Source organism: Paenibacillus sp. J22P169, from assembly GCF_059691995.1.
Genome location: NZ_JCAUAO010000006.1, coordinates 354,049 through 375,696 on the forward strand (window position 1 = coordinate 354,049; position 21,648 = coordinate 375,696).

The window sequence follows — 21,648 nt, forward strand, 5'->3', positions numbered from 1 at the left end:
CCCAAGCCGGCTTGTCGATCAAGGTTTTTTCACCGTCTTTAGTTTAGCAGTCCCCCATGCCAAAGTCAATGAAAAACGAACGATTATAGGGGTGTCTGTATAATTGTTCGGAAATTACGCAAACTTTTTCATTGCTGCCGCTAAAAGAAGAAAAACCTCTGGCTTTGCCCATTCCTCCTTGATTCTCTTCCCCATAAGATTCCTCGAAAGGGCGTTTTTTATGTCTATTTATTACGATAAAATGCAGAATGGACGTGGGATATGCCCTACTCGACAAAGAAAAAGCAGCCGTCAATACTGCGCGGCTGCTGCTTCTTGATGACTGCGATCCATATTTACGAACTTATTGAATTGTTTTAGGAAGGCCAGCTCGACGGTTCCTACGGGACCATTCCGCTGTTTGGCTATAATAATCTCGATAATGTTTTTCTTCTCGGATTCCTTATCGTAGTAATCGTCCCGGTATAGAAACGCTACGATGTCGGCATCTTGCTCAATGGAACCGGATTCCCGAAGGTCAGACATCATCGGTCGCTTGTCCTGCCGCTGCTCAACGCCCCGGCTCAGCTGCGAGAGCGCGATGACTGGTACATTCAGCTCACGGGCAATTTGCTTCAGCGTACGGGAGATCTCAGAGACCTCCTGCTGACGGTTGTCGCCGCCTTTACCACCACGGCCAGCAATCAGCTGCAAGTAGTCGATGAGGATCATGCCGAGCCCCTTCTCCTGCTGTAAACGACGGCACTTCGCCCGGATATCCGCGACCGTAATCGTCGGGGTATCGTCGATGTAGATGTTTGCCTCTGACAAGGCACCGATCGCCATCGTCAGCTTCTCCCAGTCGTCGCCTTCGAGATAACCCGTCCGCATGCGGTTCGCATCGACGTTGGCCTCGGCGCAGATCATACGTTGTACGAGCTGCGCGGCACCCATCTCGAGCGAGAAGATCGCGACGGTCTCTTTGGCCCGTACGCCGACATTCTGCGCCACGTTCAGAGCGAACGCGGTTTTACCAACAGAAGGTCGGGCGGCCAGAATGACTAAGTCTGAACGCTGGAAGCCAGACGTCATCTTGTCCAGGTCAATGAATCCTGACGGGATTCCCGTTGACCCACCCTTGTTCGAGTAGAGGTTCTCGACCTTCTCGAACACTTCCATCAGCACGTCGCGGATCACGACGAAGCCGCTGGAGCTCCGGCGCTGCGAGATCTCGAGGATCTTCGCCTCCGCCTCACTGAGCATCGCCCCGACATCATCCTCATTGGCATAGCCATTGGTAACGATTTGGGTCGCTGTCCGGATCAAACGGCGAAGCATCGACTTCTCCTCGACAATCGCCGCGTAGTAGTCGATGTTGGCGGCAGTTGGTACTGCATTCGCCAGCTCCGATAAATACGTCACACCGCCGATCTCCTCAAGCTGCTGCTTGTTTTGGAGAAGCGCTGTTAGTGTAATAAGATCGACAGGCTCTTGATCTTCGGCAAGCTCTACGATCGCCTCAAAGATGCGCTGATGGGATCCGCGATAGAAATCATCACTAGAAATCCGCTCCATCGCGGTGATCAAGGCATCGCCATTAATCAGAATCGCACCTAGGACGGCTTGCTCAGCTTCTATATTTTGAGGCGGAACACGATCCATAAACATATTATCTCCGTTGCTCATGCTACTGTGCCCGCCTTTCATTTTCACAATTTAATAGTTTACTAGTTTTATGTCTACAAGAGACAAGAGCCCCAGAATGGGACTCTTGTTCACTACTACAGGCTATTGGAATCTTCATGTCCTACGTCGTACGTCGCTGAAGCTTACTTCTCTTCCGTTACTTGAACGTTTAAGCTCGCCGTTACTTCTGCATGCAGCTTAACTGGAACCTTCGTTACGCCTAATGTACGAATCGGCTCTTCTAGCACGATTTTACGCTTATCAATCACGATCTTATATTGCTTCTCCAGCACTTCTGCGATTTGCTTGCTAGGAATCGCTCCGAACAAACGTCCACCCTCGCCAGACTTCGCTTTAATTTGAACAGTCATTTCGCTAAGCTTCTCGCCTAGTGCCTGCGCATCCGCTTTCTCTTGATCTTTGCGACGTTGCTCCGCTTTCTTTTGATTATCCAGCACTTTTACCGTGCCCTGTGTAGCTGGAGCAGCAAGTCCTTGTGCGATCAGGAAATTTTGCGCATATCCCTCGGATACTTCTTTCACTTCGCCCTTCTTACCTTGGCCTTTTACGTCTTTGAGTAAAATTACTTTCATTCGAAAAGTCCCTCCTCTTCCTGCATATCGGCTAGTACTTGTTTTAATCGATTCGTTGCTTCCTCTAATGTACCATCGGTTTGTGTAGCCGCATTGGTGAGATGCCCGCCGCCGCCTAGACGCTCCATAACCACTTGAACGTTTATTTGACCCAGCGATCTCGCACTAATGCCAATTAATCCGTCCGGTCGTTCGGCAATTACGAAGGAAGCCATAATATTCGTCATATTTAACAATGTATCAGCAACTTGAGCAATCATCAACTGAGAATATTTACGTTGTGGCTCAGCAACTGCCAAAGCGACATGATCATAGATCGTTTCTGTGTGCTTAATAATCTCGGATCGTTCAATATAAGAATCCAGATCTTCCTTCAGCAGCTTCTGAATGAGCGCAGAGTCTGCCCCATTCCGTCGCAAGTAGGACGCTGCTTCAAAGGTTCTGGCCCCTGTTCGTAGACTGAAGCTCTTCGTATCCACCACAATACCCGCTAGGAGCACCGTAGCCTCTAGCACTTCCATCGACAGCTTCTCGTTGATATACTGCAGCAGCTCGGTCACCAGCTCACACGTAGAGGACGCGTACGGCTCCATATAGACGAGCGTAGCATCATGGATGAACTCCTCACTCCTGCGGTGATGATCGACCACTACGACCCTGTGTGTCAGCTGTAGCAGCTTAGGCTCAGCGACCATCGATGCCTTGTGCGTATCGACAACAACCGCAAGCGAGCGCTGTGTCGTAATCTGCATGCCCTGCTCTGGTGTAATGAACCAACGGTGCAGCCGCTCATCGGCCGAAATCGTCTCCATTACTTTCTGAATGGAAGGATTCACACCCTCCAGCACGATGTAGCCTTCTTTGCCGACGACCTGTACCGCTTTGAGCACACCAATCGCCGCACCGATGGAGTCCATATCTGGAAACCGATGCCCCATGATAATGACCTTATCACTATCCTTCATTAAATCGCGCAGTGCATGCGAGATCACGCGGGCTCTTACCCTCGTGCGTTTCTCGACCGCATTCGTTCTCCCGCCATAGAAGGACAGACGCTGCCCGACCTTCACCGTCACTTGATCACCACCGCGGCCGAGTGACATGTCTAGTCCCATTTGTGCCATTTGACCAAGCTCAGTTAGTAGTTCAGCCCCCGATGCGATCCCGATACTAAGGGTTAAAGGCAGCTTATTCTCAATCGTCAGATCACGAACATCATCTAACAGTTCAAACCGTGTTTGTTCTAACTGACGCAATGCCTTCTGATCCATCAGGATTAGGAAGCGATCTGACGATGTCCGACGTAAATACAGTTGGTTCTTCTGAGCCCACTCGGTAATCTCACCAGTAACTTTGGCTAGCATAATACTGCGTGCTTGATCATCAAGTCCCTGAGTCGCCTCATCCAAATTATCCATCATCACGATACCAATCGCCGTTTTGCTATCCTCGTACTTCTTCGTCAGTATCGCTTGCTCCGTAATTTCACGTAGATACAGGAGTCTCTCCTCCGGTTTGGTCAACACTTGATAAATAAATTGACCAACCTTTAGCTCCATTTTATCGCTTTTGTCTTTCTTATTTTTGAGATCAGGGAAATAATCATAGAGTGACTCACCAATCACCGAGTCTTGCCCTAGCATTTTCGCTACAAATGGATTGTGCCACTCAATGCGTTTCTCTTCATTATATAAAATAATGCCGATGGGCAGCCCGCTCATGACTTCATTGCCGGCTTTTTTCACCCGATGGGTAATCGTTCCGACGTACGTATTCAATTCTCGACGAAAAGCTGTCTCCGCTTGCAGCGTAAAATACGCCATCACTCCACTGAGTAAGAAAGCTGTTAGGCCCAGCCACCATTTGAACATATAGATAATGGCTGTCAAGGCGATGAGTAGAACGAACATCCACACAATATGTTGACCGTGCCACCGTTTCAAAAGGAACTTCGGCATTCGAACTAGCTCCTAATCCTATAAATTTTTCTTGAACCGTTCACGGATTGGAAACGCAACATCAAATACCCCTAATAAGCTGTAAACAATAAATAGTGGCGGCATGAAGACGAGGATGATGATCGCCACGATTGGCAAGATGGGTTTCCATTTATTCGCATGTGCCACAAAAAACAGAAAGCCTATTGCTTGTACGGCGAATGCGAGCATCAACAACGGCATGGCATTCATCAGCAACGTGGAAATGAGTGAGCTTGAATCGGGCTTTGTGAATAAATCTAAAACAAATGCCACTAAATAAATCCAGACCAGAGATCTTTGCAGCTTCCACTCTCTCATTGGGCGCAAGCCTGGGATACCTTCACCTGTTTTGTTCAAGAACCACCGCGTTACGCCATGTGTCACAAAAGTAATGAACAACGCCACAAAAATTAAATACAGCGGAATGACTTGAACAATGAACCCAACATACCAGTCTTGATCCTTCGGCAAAATATCCTGAATGCTTTGCGGCATGGTTGCAATACTATCTATCATGAATTGCTTGAATTTAGCAACCGGATCAAGACCTAATGCAAAGCCTAGCAGTAGGCTTAATAACGACTCCGCCAAGATTGTTACGATACCCGCAGTTAATACAGATCTTGCTGCTGCTTTGCGTTTGTACAAATTCCCCATCACTAACACAGGTGGTAAAATGAACAACGCAATGGTTATCAAATAGAGACCTAACCACTGTGTAAGTATGTATACAACGAGCAGGCTGAGAACATAACTTACGACGAAACGTTTTGTACTTGTTTTGACGTATAACATAAGAACTGGAACCAATAGAAAACTACATGTAAAAATAATAAATGGCGTCATCAACGATAGCAATGAAATAATCATGACTACGCTCCAGATGACACTTTGCCAACTTCGATTCCCCAACCGGGCTCACCTCTTACGTAAATGTTCTTCGAGCGATGAAATGTCGCCGTACCAGTCCTCAAGTTGATGGCCCTCTTGGCGGTGCTTCTTCATTTTCTCAACAATAGCTTCGTCCAAACTGCGATAAGAAATCCCCAGTCTTCGGCCCAAAATATAGCCACTCGAAATCAAACTGGCCAATCCATCAATCATCTTTGCATGACTGCCTTCCCACATGCCTTTGAGCAGGTGAGCTACATGATCTACGACTTCTGTTTTGAGCCACTCAATGACTTTGGCCCGTCTGGCTAGGTCTACTTCTTTTTCCCTATTCAGCAACCGTCATCACTCCTCATCTCAGCAGAAACGATATTGATTAATTATACCACAAATAGGCACTAGAAAAGAAAACCTCTACATGAGTATTCAATCTCTTTCCGTGCATACAAAAAAGACAGCCGTTTGACCAGCTGCCTTTTTGATAAAACCTATTCCGTTGTGTAAGGAAGCAACGCGATTGTACGGGAGCGTTTGATCGCAATCGTCAAAGCACGTTGGTACTTAGCGGAAGTACCAGTTACACGTCTAGGAAGAATCTTCCCGCGCTCACTGATGAACTTTTTAAGAGTCTCGATATCTTTATAATCAATATGCTTGATTTTGTTTACTGTGAAGTAACAAACTTTACGGCGTTTGCCTTTACCGCCTTTGCCACGAGGAGCAAATTTGCGATCAGCACGATCATCACCATTGTTGTCTCTTTTTTGGAAAGCCATTGTGTCTCTTCAGTCCTTTCTACGTTTAAAATGGCAAATCATCATCGGAAATATCGATCGGTTTTCCGTCATCTATGAAAGGATCCTGCTGCTCGCGCGATCCACCGCCACGATTGCTGCTTCCGCCGCCGCTATAGCCTGCGTTCGCATTAGATGATCCGCCCTCTTCGCGATTTCCGCCGCCGCTAGATTCAAGGAAACGTACATTGTCGGCAATAATTTCGGTCACGTAAACACGCTTTCCTTCATTGTTGTCGTAGTTACGCACTTGAATGCGTCCTTCAACTGCTGTTAAACGACCTTTACGCAAGTAGTTCGCGCATGTTTCGGCAAGCTGCCTCCACGTGACGATATTGATAAAGTCGGCTTCACGTTCTTTCGAGCCACCGCTCGTGAAAGGACGGTCTACAGCAAGTGTGAATTGGGTAACTGCTACCCCAGCTGGTGTATAACGAAGTTCTGGATCTCTGGTCAATCGACCGATAAGAATGACACGGTTCAACATGGAATAACCCTCCTGACGAAAATACTGGCATTGATTAAGCTACGTCGTTTACGATTAAGTGACGAATAACTTCGTCCGAAATCTTAAGTACGCGATCAAGTTCAGTTACAACAGCAGGTTCTGCGTTGAAGTGTACAAGCACGTAGTGCCCGTCACGGAACTTCTTGATCTCATACGCAAGACGGCGTTTACCCATCAGGTCATGTTTGGAGATTTCTCCCCCACCGTTCGTGATGATGCCTTGAAATTTTTCTACCGTAGATTGAACAACTTCTTGCTCAACGTCAGTACGAATGATGTACATCAATTCATATTTGCGCATGTATTTCACCTCCTTTTGGACTAAGCGGCTCCTATTCAAACTTGCTAGGCAAGCGATGGAGCAAGGAGCGAGGATTCTTTTCAAAACTCGCACCTGAATACTATAGCAAATCGTGCGGCAAATTACAAGTTTTTATCCCACGCTTCGCACAGGTGGAAGCTGGTAAGTAATGAGCTACATGCTTCTGCCCTTTTGCGGCAATCATAACTATGATTGTTATTCTGATGAAGAGGTGATTCAATCGTGGGTGAATGGACACATTTTAATGAAGGCGATCATGTTCCTAACGATGGCGAATATATGGAAATCGGTGAGAATGCCTTCCATATGGGGATTAACAATCCCAAGACGGTTACCTTGAGGAAAGGCGACACGTTCCCAGCAACGAGCAATCATAATCGGAAATGGCATAAAAAAGGCGGCAAACGGATGTAACTTCTTACTATTGGATGAACGAACCCCCCTCAAGCTTGTATGAGGGGGGTTCATCTATATTTATTTCCTTATATAATAACCCATCTACCTCAAATCCCTACTTCTGGTAAACACGCTTCTCAGAAATCTTCCCATCGGCAGAATAGACGAATTCAGCATAATACCCTGCCTGATTGGTGATGGCGAATTCATACGTGCGTTTGCCATTCTCCTCTTTCACTAGCTTCCCTTTCGATCCCGTTTGCTTAACCAAATCATCGTAGGTACTCGTCAGTGTGATTTTCTCTGCTTGTTCTTTGGTTATCGTCGAGGTTGTCTCCCCTGCTCCACCACCCGCAGTCGCCTTAGGCGTAGGTGTTGCTGTCACAGCCCCACCGGCATTCGTCCCACTAGGCGTCGCAGAAGCCCCAGGAGAGGGCTGCACCGTCACACCTGCTGTTGGACTAACAGTCGTCGTATCATCCTTCTTAGTGCATCCTGAGGCCATCACAGCAAACACTGCAAGAGCTATCATCCATCTTTTCATTTATTACGTCCTCCTACAAGCTATTTTCCATAACCTAACTGTTAGGTTGCTTCGGAACCTTACTATTTATCCCTTATCTTCATATAAACCATTATCACGATATCTAAACAGGACAATAAAAAAAGCCGCCTATACCCTCGAAGGATATAAACGGCTTTCATCTTGTGTGTTCTAGTACGGAAAGAGTGGGAGTCGAACCCACGCACGCCTCGCGACGCCTAACTGATTTCGAGTCAGCCCCCTTGGACCACTTGGGTACCTTTCCAAGAAAATGAGAACAGGACTTATTGTATCAAAAAAGTCTGTCTCTCGCAAGTGTTTTACTATTTTTTATGAAAAGTTTAGCTCGGCTCTTCGTCTGTCACCGCATTGCTGCGCAATATTTTTTTGAGCTTGCTTTCGAACTTCGTTCTTGGTACTAGGACGCTGTGCTTACAGCCTACACACTTAATCCGAATATCCATCCCCATTCGAATAATTTCCATTTCGTTCGTACCGCATGGATGGGGCTTCTTCATCTGAACAACATCGCCAAGTTGGTATTCCTTCTTCTCCATCTTAGTTCCCCTCCACCTTTTCCTGTTTAACGTAGGTTACGACCTTCGGATATGGGATTTCGATACCGTTGGCATCTAAGTGCTTTTTAATTTCTGCATTCAGAATTCGCCCTACTTCCCCTTGGGTGTTAGGCTTACACTCTGCAATGACCCGTATCTTCAACTCGGAGTTTCCGATCATTTGTACGCCAAGAACCTCGGGCACTTTGACGATATTCTCTGTACGCTCATTGACTTCACCGACAACTTCACGTAACAGTTCCATCGCACGATCAATGTCAGCATCATAAGCTATCGATACATCTACTACAGCAATCGAATTGTAAGTCGAAAAGTTCGTCACTTGCTTTATGTTTCCGTTAGGGATGATGTGAACCTCACCGGTCCAGCTTTTGATTCGCGTCACACGAATGCCAATTTCCTCTACGGTCCCTTTGAACTGATCAATTTGAATGACATCACCAACTCCGAACTGATCCTCGAAAATGATAAAGAACCCTGTAATGACATCCTTCACCAAACTCTGTGCTCCGAAACCTATCGCCAATCCGAGAACACCTGCACCCGCGAGTAAAGGGCCCAAATTCAAGCCTACTTGACCGAGTATCAACATGATAGCGACTAGATTTACTGTATATGCGATAAGATTATGTATGAGAATAGAAATGGTATTCGATCTTCGTCTATCAATGTTCAGCGGTGACTTCTCTCTGGCTATCACCATGTGAGCAATCGTTTTGTCAGCAATTTTAATGATAACTCTAGCAATCAGATATATAAGAGCTATTTTTATAATAATCCAGAATACCGAGGCAATGATTTCAGGTTTACTGATATGCTCCCGAATCCAATGCATCAAATCTTCGAAAAATTGTATTTCAAAAGACACTAGTATGCCTCCTTATTTTTCTACTATGGTACCATATCCATCTTCTTTTTTAAAATAGATTCCCCTAATCTCGACGTTCTCGCTCTCTATAATCTCTTGAACTTGCACAAGATCGCCTCCTGGAAATTCAATAGATAGCGCGCATCCCGCTGTAATCTCTTTAGGCGTGGGCCTAATATCTATCTCAATATCCGCGTACTCTAGCAGCATCTCTGCTCTTAGTGCTTGTTGAGTAGAATCAAAAGCTAGCAACATGATAGAAAATTCCAGAGAAAGCTCTCCTCTCTACGTATAAATGTCCCTCTCTCTCCATATACTAGTAAAAAAGATTTACTACCTTGGAGGGATATCATGAAATTCCATTTTGGATTCGACGGCGATAAAACCCCACCGCAAGAGCCTTTGAAAATTCAACATACCGATTCAAATACACCTTATCTTCTCGCAAAGCATTTGCAGTCGATTTTCAGTAAACTACCAACCTATCAACCTATCGTTGTCATCTGCGTAGGAACGGATCGCTCTACGGGTGATGCCCTAGGACCTCTGGTTGGCTCCCATTTAAATCGCACGACCACTCTCCGCAATCTTCATTTATTTGGCACGTTAGATGAGCCTGTCCATGCCATGAATTTAGCCGAGACCGTCGATAACATTCACAAGCAATTTCAGAACCCTTTCATCGTTGCTGTTGATGCTTGTTTAGGGCAAGTTGCTAGCGTCGGCTGCATTCAGGTTGCATATGGACCGCTTAAGCCAGGTGCTGGTGTGAATAAAGATCTGCCTCCAGTTGGTGATATTCATGTCACTGGGATCGTGAACGTAGGCGGATTCATGGAATACTTCGTTTTGCAAAATACGAGGCTTAGCCTCGTAATGAATATGGCCACTGTCATTGGCGATGCCCTCTACGCTGCGATCAGACGGACCCAATCATTTGCCCCAAGCGCTACGACTGCTTTAAAGTTTGAATAAGTGTTTCTTTCTCTTCCGGACTTAATGTGTAACTGGACTGCCCCTTTGTGATCGGCTTCGCATATACATACATTTGCTCTCTACTATGTATTCCTGTAAGTATCACTCCATCCTGTTCATCGTTCAGCATGGCCAATGAGAAACTAAGATCACTACCACCTTCATTGAAAGCATTGTAACGACGTATTTTTACGCTGGATGTCATCTTCATCATAGATTGACCAATACTAGAAATTTGGGTCGAAGCCTTAACGGATTCGGCCTTTTGCTCGTTCAATGCGTTCTGCATATCAATGAGTAACTGCTCCATATTCTCAGCACTAGAGCCATTCATCATTTGCACATATTTTTTCCGCAAAGATGATAGACGAATTGAAATAATAATGATTGTAATAAATAACGCCAGAATGCATGTGAAACAAACTAATATCACATACTCTGCATTCAAGCCAAACAGTTCCCCCATGCCCAATCCCTCTTTCTACTTCGCATATTGCGTTTGAATCTCTTTTACAGCCTCAATAAGCGCTGCTACTTCTTCATCTGTTGTAAAATAACCGATGCTCGCTCGCACAGCTCCCTTTGCCAACGTCCCAGCAATTTCATGCGCAAGCGGCGTACAATGATAGCCTGCTCGTACGGCAATTTGAAATGACTGATCGAGAATGAAAGCCACTTCCGATGAATCCACATCTTGAATGTTAAAGGAAACGATTCCTGTTTTATTTTGTCCAAGCTTTGGACCTAGAATCGTCACTCCTTCAATTCCCAGTAAGCCTTCCATTAATTGTTGCGTATGCGTCCATTCTTTCGCATGTATCTTGTCCACTGTTTCGGTAAGGACGAACTTCACACCTTCATTCAATCCCGCGATGCCAACCGTGTTCTGTGTCCCTGCTTCATAGCGATCTGGACGCACAGTGGGCTGATGGATCGCTTCGGATTGACTACCCGTTCCCCCGTGCAGCAACGGTTCCAGATCAATGTCTGGGTGGATGTATAACCCACCCGTTCCTTGAGGCCCTAGGAGCCCCTTGTGGCCTGGGAAGGCAAGCATGTCGATATTCATATCTACAACATGAATGGGCAGTACACCGGCGCTCTGAGCCGCGTCTACAAGCAGCTTCGCACCATGACTCCTGCATATCTCGCCAATCTCGCCAATTGGCATAATTGTGCCTAGTAAGTTGGAGCTGTGATTCACCACTACGAGTGTCGTATTCGGACGAAGCGCTTCTTTCAAATCATTCAATCGCATATTTCCTTGCTCATCGTGTTGCAAGTAGGTAAGTTCGACCCCAGATGATGCCTTCAGATATTCAAGCGGTCTTCTTACCGAATTGTGTTCAACGTTGGTACAAATCACATGATCACCAGGTTTCACGAATCCTTTGATCGCCTGATTTAGTGCATGTGTCGTATTTAAAGCAAACGAAATGTCGTTTGGGTTTCTAACACCGAATAGCTTTGCTAGATTCTTTCTTGTCTCGAATAACGTACGACTTGCCTTTACTGCCATCTGATGGCTGCCTCTGCCTGGATTGGCTGCATACTCTTGCATGCACTGCATCATCGCATCCATCACCGTTGACGGCTTTGGCCACGAGGATGCTGCTTGGTCGAAATACATAACGCCCTTCATGTTTCCAGCCCCTTTTGAGAAATCTCTACCTTGCAGCTACTAAAAAAAGAGTGACTACTTTCGGAAGAAGGTATTATCGCTAATTGCCAATAGAAAGTACAGTATGAGTTCTTTAACTACATATCCATTTATGTATGGTCAAAAATATAGCATACCTTAGTTTGTTCCTTCTGCTCGAAAGAAAAACATAGGTATGCTAGCAATTTTTAAGAGATTTTACCTTGCAACAATTCTAGCAGTCGATTGAGATCGTCTTTTGAGTAATAGAGCAGCTCGATCTTTCCTTTATCCTGCTGACTTTTAATTTTCACGGATGTCCTATAAATGTCTCGCAATTGCTCTTCTGCTTGATTAATATACGGATCTCTATTTTTTTCTTTTTGTTTTGCCTTTTCCTTTTCAGGGCCAGGTGGTTCTTCTAGCATCTTAATTGCCTCTTCAAGCTCTCTAACACTCCATTGTTTAGAGATCGTTGACTCTGCAAGTTCTTTCTTAATCTTATCGTCTTTCACACCGACAATAGCTCTCGCATGTCCCATAGATAATGTTCCACGTGAAACATATTGTTTGATGGCTTCCGGGAGAGAAAGTAATCGAAGGAAGTTAGCAATGTGCGATCTGCTTTTCCCAACCTTTGCGGAAAGCTCTTCTTGCGTCAATGAAAACTGATCGATGATACCTTGGTAAGCAAATGCTATCTCTAGTGCATTGAGATCCTCACGTTGGACGTTCTCAATCAACGCGATTTCCATCACTTGCTGATCAGATAGAATTCTTTCAACAGCTGGAATGGTTGGTGTCCCTGCAACTTGCGAGGCACGGAAACGACGTTCACCCGCTATGATCTCGTAGCCTTTAAGAACCTTCCGAACAATGATAGGCTGAATGACGCCATGTTCCTTGATCGATTCCGAAAGTTCCCTGATACTATCTTCATTGAAGTGCTTTCTTGGCTGATACGGATTGGCTCTTAATTGGGCCAGTGGAATTTGAATGACTTTATCGCTCTCATCAATATGCAAGGAAGTAATTAATGCGTCTAATCCTTTACCTAAACCTTTAGAGAGGCCTTTGGTCATACTGAGATCACTTCCTTAGCAAGTTCTAAATAAACTTCCGCGCCCTTTGATCTAGGATCGTACGTAATAATGGATTGCCCATGACTCGGCGCTTCACTCAAGCGTACATTACGTGGGATGATCGTTTGATATACCTTTGTTTGAAAGTACTTTTTAACCTCTTCAATAACTTGGATACCTAAGTTCGTCCTTGCATCAAACATCGTCAATAATACGCCCTCGATTTGAAGACCTGTATTTAAGTGCTTCTGTACCAATCTAACGGTGTTTAGAAGTTGGCTTAAACCTTCTAATGCGTAGTATTCACATTGAATAGGGATGATCACTGAATCAGCGGCAGTTAAAGAATTAATCGTTAAAAGACCCAGTGATGGAGGGCAATCTATCAAAATATAATCATATAAGTGTTTAACAAGATGAAGGGACTTCTTTAATCGAACTTCTCTTGAAATGGTTGGAACCAATTCAATCTCTGCTCCAGCTAATTGAATTGTTGCCGGAACGATTTTAAGATTCGGTACATTTGTTTCCACTGTTGCATCCTTCGGATGTACATCATTAATCAATACATCATAAATGCAATTTGTTACATCAGCTTTATTCACACCAATACCACTTGTTGTGTTCCCTTGTGGGTCAATATCGACCAAAAGAACGCGTTTACCAAGCGAAGCTAATGAAGCGCCTAGATTCACAGAAGTCGTCGTCTTGCCGACGCCACCCTTCTGATTCGTTATTGCAATAATTTTAGACAAAACCATTTCACCTCTATCGCTTATGTTCCATAATGCTATTTAACAAGCAGTAGTACTATCTTACCATATCTATCAATCAGTTACCTTATGAATATTTGATAGATTCGTGCCATTAGATGCAAAAAAAACGGCTTGCGCCGTTTTAGGTAGCAGGAATGCCTAAATTATCGCTTAGGAATCTTAATTATAATTTCATAATGATCTTCATGATCTTGTTCCGAAGTATTAATATGTAATCCCGAACTTGAAACCATTTCAACCGACTGTCGAATGGTATTCAGAGCAAGCCGAACATCTTTCGTAAAAGATACACGACGTGACTTCTTAATTTTTGCCGCTTCCTTCAAGAAACTGATTTTGATTTCTGTTTGTTTAACGTTTAATTCTTTTGTGATAATTTCTTCTAACAATTTAACCTGATGCTCTTCTTGATCTAAGGCTAATAGAGCTCGTGCGTGACGCTCAGTAATCTTACGTTCCATCAAAGCCATCTTAACCGGCTCGCTTAACTGTAAGAGTCGAATCTTATTCGCAATCGTAGATTGGCTTTTGCCAAGGCGCTGTGCGAGACTCTCCTGTGTGAGATCATGCATCTCGATCAATTGATGGTAGGCTGCAGCCTCTTCAATCGCAGTAAGTCCTTCGCGCTGCAGATTTTCAATAAGCGCAATTGATGCCGCTTGTGAATCATTAAATTCGCGAACAATCGCTGGAATTGTATCCATGCCTAGCTTTTTAACAGCACGCAAACGTCGTTCGCCAGCAATCAATTCAAATGTATTATTTTTGACTCGGACAACAATGGGCTGAATAATACCATGTGTACGAATGGTTTGACATAGTTCATCAATACGATCATCATCGAATAATGTTCTTGGCTGATAGGGACTAGGAATAATACTATTTACGGGTATGTTTTTGACCTCATCCGTCGTCGAACGATCTGCAAGGCCAAATAGCTTCGATATTTGTTCTTTCATAGGAAAACTTACCACCAACTCTTCCCGTAGTTTAAGCGATCAGTACAGTCATAGATTAAGGACCTGTCCGTCCTGTACAAGGTGAAACGATCTATTCGCCATTCCGAGACGATGTCTTTCATGCTGTCTGAATCTAGTAAATTTAATCTATTAATTGCGAATATCCAACTAAAACATCACAAATAAAATCTAAGGCGAAGCCAGTAACAGACGGGCTTTCACCTTATATAGGTATTCTCCATTGAAGGCAATAATCCTTCTATTTAATAGGATAGCTAGCAAATGTTTCACGTGAAACATTTCTTTATTTGGAGAGCGGCTCCTTTAGCGGAATCCCTGCTTTTCGAGGATACTTCGCTGGTGTCGCAGCCGTCTTCCGAATTTCAACAAAGTGTCGCACAGATTCTTCAATAGGCAATATCATCCGATTAACCTTCGTCACTTTGCCACGTAACTCTACCAAGCTAAAGGAAGAGTCTTTAATCTCCTCATCTATCTCAGAACCTTTCATCGCAATGAAAGTCCCTCCACTTTTCGCAAATGGAAGACAAAACTCATTTAACACCTGCATCTTCGCAACCGCTCTTGCCGTAACGAGATCAAACTGGTCACGGTACCGAGGTAATCGTGCAACATCCTCTGCCCTACCATGCACACAATCCATGTTCGATAGACCCAGTTGAGCAACGATTTCTTTTAAAAACAAAATACGTTTATTCAAAGAATCAACAATTGTAACTTGAAGATGAGGAAATGCAATCTTAAGCGGTATGCTTGGAAACCCAGCGCCTGAACCGATATCAGCAAGTGACTTAACCTGCCCCATATCATAATTAAAAGCCACAGAAAGAGAATCATAGAAATGTTTGAGATAAACTTGATCTCTCTCCGTGATACCTGTTAGATTCATTTTTTCGTTCCACTCCACGAGTGTCTTATAATACAGTTCGAACAGCTCTAGCTGATGTGTAGAGAGAGTAATATGTTCTTTTGCTAATAACTCTGTGAATTGTTGTTGTATAGCATCCATAATCTTAACCTCTAGCCGCTATGACTCTATTGTAATGTTCTAGATATACGAGCAAGATCGAAATATCCGATGGCGTAACGCCGCTAATCCGCGATGCCTGACCAATAGAAATTGGGCGAATTTTCGCTAGCTTCTGCTTAGCTTCCGTAGCAATTCCATGAATCTCGCTGTACTCAATATCATCCGGAATCTTTTTCTTTTCCATTTTACGTAGACGATCAACTTGATTGCTTTGCTTTTCAATATAACCCGCATATTTCACTTGAATACCCACTTGCTCCTTCATATCTTCATCTAAGTCAAAAGGAGACAACGTCATTTGTTCAATATGCTTATATTCGATCTCCGGACGGCGTAACAATGAAATCGCTGGCACCGAGTTCGTCAATTCCACACTTTCCAGGCTGCGAAGCAATTCCTGTACGTGTGGCTCTGGTTTCACTTTTACTTCAGATAAACGCTCAATTTCTTGTTCAACCAGTGATTTTTTATTCAAAAACTTTGCATAACGCTCTTCGGAAATCAAACCAATCTCATGACCAATCGGCGTCAATCGTAGATCTGCATTGTCATGGCGTAACAATAAACGATATTCCGCACGTGAAGTAAGCAAACGATAAGGTTCAGTCGTTCCTTTTGTAACGAGATCATCAATCAGAACACCGATATAACCTTCCGAGCGATCCAGTACAATCGCTTCTTTGTCTTGCACTTTACGAGCTGCATTGATACCAGCCATAACGCCTTGTCCTGCTGCTTCCTCATAACCAGACGTTCCGTTAATTTGACCAGCCGTAAATAAGCCGCTAACCAACTTCGTCTCTAATGAAGGCTTCAATTGTGTAGGCACAACTGCATCATACTCGATCGCGTAGCCAGTACGCATCATTTCAACCTTTTCTAATCCAGGAATGGAACGCAAAATGCCTAGCTGTACATCTTCAGGCATACTTGTAGAAAGACCTTGCACATAATATTCTGACGTGCTGTGGCCTTCTGGCTCTAAGAAGATTTGATGCTTCGGCTTATCGCTGAAACGAACAATCTTATCTTCAATAGAAGGACAGTATCTAGGCCCCGTCCCCTCAATAGCGCCGGAGAACATCGGAGCACGATGCAAATTATCATTAATAATTTGATGCGTTGCCGCAGATGTGTAAGTTAACCAGCAAGGAAGCTGCTCATTATGATTCGAACCGGTTTTGGTCTCAAATGAGAAGAACTTCGGTTGCTCGTCACCTGGTTGAATTTCTGTTTTGCTAAAATCAATCGTATCTTTATGAACGCGCGGAGGCGTCCCTGTTTTGAAACGAACAAGATCGAAGCCTAGCTTGCGCAAGGACTCGGATAATTTAACAGATGGCTGCTGATTATTGGGACCACTCTCGTACATCAGTTCGCCCATAATAACTTTACCGCGTAAATACGTACCCGTCGTCAAAACGACAGATTTTGCGTAATATTCGGCACCCGTCTTGGTGATAAGACCTTTACAAACACCATTCTCAACAATTAGCTCTTCAGCCATTCCTTGACGTAATGTTAAGTTTGGCGTAGCTTCAATTGTTTCTTTCATTTTGTGCTGATATGAAAACTTATCGGCTTGAGCGCGTAGTGCATGAACAGCTGGCCCCTTGCCTGTATTCAACATACGAAGTTGAATGTAAGTTTTATCAATATTGCGACCCATCTCACCACCAAGTGCATCGATCTCACGAACAACATGTCCTTTAGCCGGACCACCGATGGATGGGTTACAAGGCATGAAAGCGACCATGTCTAAATTGATCGTTAATAGCAATGTGTTGCAACCCATGCGAGCTGAAGCTAACGCTGCTTCACAACCAGCATGACCGGCACCGATAACAATAACGTCATAATCCCCTGCGTGATATCCCATAGAAACGTCCCTCCCTCTTTTATGAAAACGCAAATGCTGTCGATTTTCATTTTCCTAAGCAGAATTGTGTAAAAATTTGATCTATCAGGGACTCTCCTACCGAATCACCAATAATTTCGCCTAACTGCTCCCAAGCAGCTCGGATATCAATTTGAATCATATCAATCGGTACATATTGTTCGTTCGCATCCAACGCATCCTGTAGGGAACGCTTCGCCTGTTTCAAAAGTGAAATATGACGAACATTACTCACATAGGTTAGATCGCTCGATTCAAGCTTGCCTTCGAAGAAAATCGCCGCGATTGCTTTTTCCAAATCCTCAATACCTTTATTCTCAATCAGAGATAGCTCCACAATACGCTCTTGTGGGAAATAACTGAGAACCTGATCCACATCTAACTTGCGATCCAAATCAATCTTATTTAATATAACGATCGTTTGTTTATCAGCTAATTGCTTCATCAACGCAATCTCATCTAATTGAAGCTCATCATTACTATTCAACACCAGTAAAATGAGATCAGCTTCTGCTAAAGCCGTTTTCGAACGTTCCACACCAATTTGTTCGACAATATCTGATGTTTCGCGAATCCCCGCTGTATCCAGCAGCTTCAACGGAATACCACCAATATTAACGAATTCTTCAATAACATCCCGAGTAGTTCCTGGAATATCAGTAACAATGGCTCTATTCTCTTGCGCTAATTCATTCAACAAGGAAGACTTCCCAACATTAGGTTTGCCGACAATGGCCGTCTCAATGCCTTCACGCAAAATTTTACCTTGTTCCGCGGTCACCAATAAACGATCAATATCAAACATGACCGTATCACACTTTGTCTTGATGAAAGTATTCGTCATTTCCTCTACATCATGTTCCGGATAATCAATATTAACCTCAACATGTGCCATCAACTCAACCAGAACATACCGTAAATGCTTGATTTGCTTAGATAAATTACCTTCCACTTGCTTCAATGCAACCTTGAAAGCTCGATCTGACTTAGCCCGAATTAGGTCAATGACTGCTTCAGCTTGCGTTAAATCAATACGACCATTTAAGAAAGCACGCTTCGTAAATTCACCTGGCTCTGCCAAACGAACCCCTTGAAACAGCAGTAAATCAAGCACTTTCTTAACCGACACAATCCCACCGTGGCAGCTAATTTCAACGACATCCTCCATCGTAAAAGAACGCGGAGCTTTCATTAAAGTAACTAGAACCTCCTCTACCTTTTCGGCAGAAGCAGGTTCTATAATGAATCCATAATGTACCGTATGCGTATCAGCAACAGATAATTTCGTTTTTGAGCGGAAAATACGTTCAACGTATGTGACAGAATCCTCGCCGCTCACACGAATAACCGCTATCCCACCCTCTCCAAGCGGTGTAGAAATAGCAGCAATCGTATCATTTAACATAGTATTTGCACCTCGAATTTACCTCATCTTAAAGAAAAAGCAATGACATATGAACCAAGTCATTGCGATCTGTGTTATTTAACAGCGATGACAACCCGACGATTCGGTTCTTCGCCTTTACTGTAAGTTTTGATTACGGGATGGCCCTGCAATTCAGCATGAATGATCTTACGCTCTTGCGAATTCATAGGCTCCAGAATTACTTCTTTTTTAGACTTTATGACGCGGTTAGCCAATCTTAGAGCTAGCTCTTCCAACGTTTTCTTCCGGCGATCACGAAAATTCTCCGCATCTAAGATAATGCGGAAATGAGAATTCGCATACCGGTTTCCAACAATATTGACTAAATACTGAAGGGCATCGAGCGTTTGTCCTCTTTTGCCAATGAGAATCCCTAATTCCGAACCACTCATGTTTAAGATATAGCCTTCACGATCTTTATGAGTATCTATGGTGATGGAAATTTGCATCGCTTCGAACATATCTTGTAAGAAAGCTATCGCTTCCTCAAGTGGATCGGGTATCAATTCGAGCTCAACCTTCGCAACTCTGGATCCAATAAACCCGAACAACCCTCGCGAGGGCTGTTCCAAAATATGAATATGTACACGATCCTCCGAAACTTGCCATTGATCTAGACCAGATTTAACTGCTAGTTCAATTGTCTTTCCAGTCACCACGATTTTCTTCATTTAGACAGGCCACCCTTATTATTTTGAGATCCAGGCTTTTTTTGTGAACCAGGAGCACCATAGATGAAATAAGACTGAACGATTGTGAAAATGTTACCGTAAATCCAGTACAGCGGAAGTGCAGATGCAAAATTCATGGACATGACGAAAATCATAACCGGGAAAATGTACATTAAGCTTTTCATTTGTTGATTCATTTGGGAAGACATAAACATTTGTTGAACGAACGTAGTAGCCGCGGCAATCAATGGCAGTATATACAGGTGATCCGGCTTACCAAGATTCAACCATAGGAAAGTGTGTTCATGAATTTCTTGATTTCGCATAATCGCTTGATACAAGGCGATAAGAATCGGCATTTGAACGATGATAGGGAAACAACCTGCTAGTGGATTGACACCATTTTGCTGAAACAATTTCATTGTTTCTTCTTGTTGCTTTTTCGCATCATCTTTATATTTCTCTTTAAGCTTCTTCATTTCAGGCTGCAGATCCTGCATCCGTTTGGAGCTTTTGTATTGCTTAAGCGTAAGCGGCAAAATAATCAATCGGATAATAATCGTTACAACCAAGATGGACAATCCATATTGACCCCATAAATGATCAGCGAACCAATCAAGCGTTTGTGAAAGCGGGTACGTAAAGTACTTAGTGAAAAAATTAGCCGTGTTCGGGTCGATTGGCGCTGATGCTGCACCTGAGGGGCTACATCCGGACAAAAGCAAAATCACCGAAGACAGTGCTACTAGCATATAAATTCGACGAGTCAAAATGAGATCCTCCTAAATGTCTTTTCCAAGATAAACTATAACACAACTTCAGCCCGCAAGGAAATATTGCGTTACTTTTTTATGGCGTCATTTTTTTTATATAAAGAAGCTTTACGAATGACATGCCAGATACTTTTCTCCATGTCTGCATAAGCCATATCAACGACAGGTTTTCTAGCCAATAAAATGTAGTCATATTGAGGTGTCATATTTTCCTTTTTCAGACGAATTACTTCTTTCATCATTCGTCTCAAACGATTACGTACAACCGCATTTCCAATCTTTTTAGAAACCGAAACCCCGAAACGAAACGCCTCTGCTTTGGGCTGCGGCAAATAATAAAGAACGAATTGCTGATTGGCCATAGATTTCCCATAGCGATACACCTTACTAAAGTCTTCTCTTTTTGCTAACCGATATTGTTTCTCCACAGCCGTGTACACTCCAGACAGATCACATTCATTAATTGAACAAAATACCGCATATCTAATCTAGTTTTAACAAAACCAGTTCAATGTAAACCGTGCAGCAAAATGCAAAAAAAAAAGCCCCTTTCGGAGCCTTTTCTTACGCGCTTAGAACTTTTCTTCCTTTAAGACGACGAGCTTGTAGAACTTTACGACCGTTCTTCGTGCTCATTCTTTTACGGAAACCATGGTTCTTCTTACGCTTTCTCGTATTCGGGTTAAATGTTGGACCCATCTATAGCACCTCCCTACCTGGCTGAGGATATCCATCCTACAAAATTTCTACTACTCATTAAATCATTTTCACAGAAGAAAGTCAACCTACCCAAGTGTGCAGTATTTGGATGACAGATTGTCTCGTCGGCGGTCAAAAGAATAAGCTGTGTATAAACTTTTGACGAGAAAGAACAAACTTTGTCGAAAATCAACAGAATATCAACAATATCTTGTGTTGTGAACAATTTCTACCCACAACTTGTTGTTATTGTGGATAATGCGAAACAATCCGTTGATTAACAAGGTATCTTTTGTTAAGATAGTAATGTTTCTGCTGTGGATATACGCCACTAATCCTCCAAGTTATCAACATCCTGTGGATAACAATGTGCACAAACTTCCCTCTACAAGAATAAGTCATTTCTGCGGATCCTTAATAATGTGGATAAAACCGACAAAAGTCATCCTTTTTTGACCCCACCAGACATAAGATTCTTTTCGTAGATATTTGGGCACACTAAATGCTAACTACCTTTTCTTTACGATTCCAACGTGAGTTGTTCGTTTTCACGTTTTATCTC

General features: G+C 43.6%; 26 protein-coding genes and 1 tRNA gene. 2 read left to right on the forward strand and 25 right to left on the reverse strand.

The features are described from left to right. Positions 1–291 precede the first annotated feature (291 nt). From dnaB to rpsF, 8 genes are all read right to left on the reverse strand, one after another. Positions 292–1,665 (reverse strand): replicative DNA helicase, encoded by a 1,374-nt coding sequence (dnaB, locus tag AC58QG_RS25755; RefSeq protein WP_497364951.1) that lies wholly within the window; start codon positions 1,663–1,665, stop codon positions 292–294. Between the two features lie 143 nt (positions 1,666–1,808). Further along, positions 1,809–2,258 carry a 50S ribosomal protein L9 gene (rplI, locus tag AC58QG_RS25760; RefSeq protein ID WP_056622624.1) on the reverse strand — a complete coding sequence of 150 codons (450 nt, stop codon included), beginning with the start codon at positions 2,256–2,258 and terminating at the stop codon, positions 1,809–1,811. After that, positions 2,255–4,216: a DHH family phosphoesterase gene (locus AC58QG_RS25765; protein WP_497364952.1), complete on the reverse strand. Its 1,962-nt coding sequence runs from the start codon at positions 4,214–4,216 to the stop codon at positions 2,255–2,257. The genes rplI and AC58QG_RS25765 overlap by 4 nt, the downstream gene beginning before the upstream one ends. Positions 4,217–4,234: 18 nt before the next feature. After that, the gene (locus AC58QG_RS25770) at positions 4,235–5,149 is read right to left on the reverse strand and encodes a DUF2232 domain-containing protein (protein WP_497364953.1); all 915 of its coding nucleotides are present in this window, start codon (positions 5,147–5,149) and stop codon (positions 4,235–4,237) included. 6 nt (positions 5,150–5,155) lie between these two features. Beyond that, positions 5,156–5,467, reverse strand: a complete 312-nt coding sequence (locus tag AC58QG_RS25775; RefSeq protein WP_497364954.1) for a MazG-like family protein — start codon at positions 5,465–5,467, stop codon at positions 5,156–5,158. 149 nt (positions 5,468–5,616) lie between these two features. After that, positions 5,617–5,904: a 30S ribosomal protein S18 gene (gene rpsR / locus AC58QG_RS25780; RefSeq protein ID WP_028557221.1), complete on the reverse strand. Its 288-nt coding sequence runs from the start codon at positions 5,902–5,904 to the stop codon at positions 5,617–5,619. A gap of 25 nt (positions 5,905–5,929) precedes the next feature. Continuing rightward, positions 5,930–6,409 carry a single-stranded DNA-binding protein gene (gene ssb, locus AC58QG_RS25785; protein ID WP_497364955.1) on the reverse strand — a complete coding sequence of 160 codons (480 nt, stop codon included), beginning with the start codon at positions 6,407–6,409 and terminating at the stop codon, positions 5,930–5,932. A gap of 34 nt (positions 6,410–6,443) precedes the next feature. Next, the gene (gene rpsF / locus AC58QG_RS25790) at positions 6,444–6,731 is read right to left on the reverse strand and encodes a 30S ribosomal protein S6 (RefSeq protein WP_028557223.1); all 288 of its coding nucleotides are present in this window, start codon (positions 6,729–6,731) and stop codon (positions 6,444–6,446) included. A gap of 243 nt (positions 6,732–6,974) precedes the next feature. Between rpsF and AC58QG_RS25795 the strand changes: the two genes are divergently transcribed. Further along, a complete protein-coding gene (locus AC58QG_RS25795; protein WP_028557224.1) occupies positions 6,975–7,166 on the forward strand; it encodes a YjzC family protein in 192 nt (63 codons plus the stop codon). Positions 7,167–7,263: 97 nt separating this feature from the next. Here the strand turns inward: AC58QG_RS25795 and AC58QG_RS25800 are convergent, their stop codons facing one another. From AC58QG_RS25800 to AC58QG_RS25820, 5 genes are all read right to left on the reverse strand, one after another. Continuing rightward, a complete protein-coding gene (locus tag AC58QG_RS25800) occupies positions 7,264–7,692 on the reverse strand; it encodes a hypothetical protein (protein ID WP_497364956.1) in 429 nt (142 codons plus the stop codon). Positions 7,693–7,869: 177 nt separating this feature from the next. Continuing rightward, positions 7,870–7,957 (reverse strand) — tRNA-Ser (locus AC58QG_RS25805). 76 nt (positions 7,958–8,033) lie between these two features. Beyond that, entirely contained in the window at positions 8,034–8,249 is a 216-nt protein-coding gene (locus AC58QG_RS25810) for a DUF951 domain-containing protein (protein WP_497364957.1), read from the reverse strand. A 1-nt stretch (position 8,250) separates the two neighbouring features. Beyond that, a complete protein-coding gene (locus AC58QG_RS25815; RefSeq protein ID WP_497364958.1) occupies positions 8,251–9,138 on the reverse strand; it encodes a mechanosensitive ion channel family protein in 888 nt (295 codons plus the stop codon). 12 nt (positions 9,139–9,150) lie between these two features. Further along, positions 9,151–9,393 (reverse strand): putative Se/S carrier protein, encoded by a 243-nt coding sequence (locus tag AC58QG_RS25820; RefSeq protein ID WP_497364959.1) that lies wholly within the window; start codon positions 9,391–9,393, stop codon positions 9,151–9,153. 96 nt (positions 9,394–9,489) lie between these two features. Here AC58QG_RS25820 and yyaC point away from each other — a divergent pair, with 96 nt between their 5' ends. Beyond that, a complete protein-coding gene (gene yyaC / locus AC58QG_RS25825) occupies positions 9,490–10,113 on the forward strand; it encodes a spore protease YyaC (protein ID WP_497364960.1) in 624 nt (207 codons plus the stop codon). Here yyaC and AC58QG_RS25830 read toward each other — a convergent pair. The 12 genes from AC58QG_RS25830 to rpmH form a co-directional block, all read right to left on the reverse strand. Then, positions 10,088–10,579 (reverse strand): DUF4446 family protein, encoded by a 492-nt coding sequence (locus tag AC58QG_RS25830; RefSeq protein ID WP_497364961.1) that lies wholly within the window; start codon positions 10,577–10,579, stop codon positions 10,088–10,090. The two genes, yyaC and AC58QG_RS25830, sit on opposite strands and share 26 nt — an antisense overlap. A gap of 15 nt (positions 10,580–10,594) precedes the next feature. After that, entirely contained in the window at positions 10,595–11,755 is a 1,161-nt protein-coding gene (locus AC58QG_RS25835; protein ID WP_497364962.1) for an aminotransferase class V-fold PLP-dependent enzyme, read from the reverse strand. Positions 11,756–11,961: 206 nt separating this feature from the next. Beyond that, positions 11,962–12,834, reverse strand: a complete 873-nt coding sequence (locus tag AC58QG_RS25840) for a ParB/RepB/Spo0J family partition protein (RefSeq protein WP_497364963.1) — start codon at positions 12,832–12,834, stop codon at positions 11,962–11,964. Continuing rightward, positions 12,831–13,589 (reverse strand): ParA family protein, encoded by a 759-nt coding sequence (locus AC58QG_RS25845; protein WP_057314198.1) that lies wholly within the window; start codon positions 13,587–13,589, stop codon positions 12,831–12,833. Before AC58QG_RS25845 ends, AC58QG_RS25840 begins: the two co-directional genes overlap by 4 nt. A 164-nt stretch (positions 13,590–13,753) precedes the next feature. Next, positions 13,754–14,569 carry a nucleoid occlusion protein gene (noc, locus tag AC58QG_RS25850; protein ID WP_497364964.1) on the reverse strand — a complete coding sequence of 272 codons (816 nt, stop codon included), beginning with the start codon at positions 14,567–14,569 and terminating at the stop codon, positions 13,754–13,756. Between the two features lie 304 nt (positions 14,570–14,873). Then, positions 14,874–15,599, reverse strand: coding sequence for a 16S rRNA (guanine(527)-N(7))-methyltransferase RsmG (gene rsmG, locus AC58QG_RS25855; protein ID WP_497364965.1), 726 nt, complete (start codon positions 15,597–15,599; stop codon positions 14,874–14,876). A gap of 4 nt (positions 15,600–15,603) precedes the next feature. Continuing rightward, a complete protein-coding gene (gene mnmG, locus AC58QG_RS25860; protein WP_497364966.1) occupies positions 15,604–17,499 on the reverse strand; it encodes a tRNA uridine-5-carboxymethylaminomethyl(34) synthesis enzyme MnmG in 1,896 nt (631 codons plus the stop codon). Positions 17,500–17,545: 46 nt separating this feature from the next. After that, positions 17,546–18,922, reverse strand: a complete 1,377-nt coding sequence (gene mnmE / locus AC58QG_RS25865) for a tRNA uridine-5-carboxymethylaminomethyl(34) synthesis GTPase MnmE (RefSeq protein ID WP_497364967.1) — start codon at positions 18,920–18,922, stop codon at positions 17,546–17,548. A 74-nt stretch (positions 18,923–18,996) separates the two neighbouring features. After that, a complete protein-coding gene (gene jag, locus AC58QG_RS25870) occupies positions 18,997–19,614 on the reverse strand; it encodes an RNA-binding cell elongation regulator Jag/EloR (RefSeq protein WP_057314190.1) in 618 nt (205 codons plus the stop codon). Next, positions 19,611–20,384 carry a membrane protein insertase YidC gene (gene yidC, locus AC58QG_RS25875; RefSeq protein WP_497364968.1) on the reverse strand — a complete coding sequence of 258 codons (774 nt, stop codon included), beginning with the start codon at positions 20,382–20,384 and terminating at the stop codon, positions 19,611–19,613. The genes jag and yidC overlap by 4 nt, the downstream gene beginning before the upstream one ends. Before the next feature lie 71 nt (positions 20,385–20,455). Continuing rightward, positions 20,456–20,815, reverse strand: coding sequence for a ribonuclease P protein component (gene rnpA / locus AC58QG_RS25880; protein ID WP_497364969.1), 360 nt, complete (start codon positions 20,813–20,815; stop codon positions 20,456–20,458). Between the two features lie 136 nt (positions 20,816–20,951). Beyond that, a complete protein-coding gene (rpmH, locus tag AC58QG_RS25885; protein ID WP_028557239.1) occupies positions 20,952–21,086 on the reverse strand; it encodes a 50S ribosomal protein L34 in 135 nt (44 codons plus the stop codon). Between the last annotated feature and the right edge of the window lie 562 nt (positions 21,087–21,648).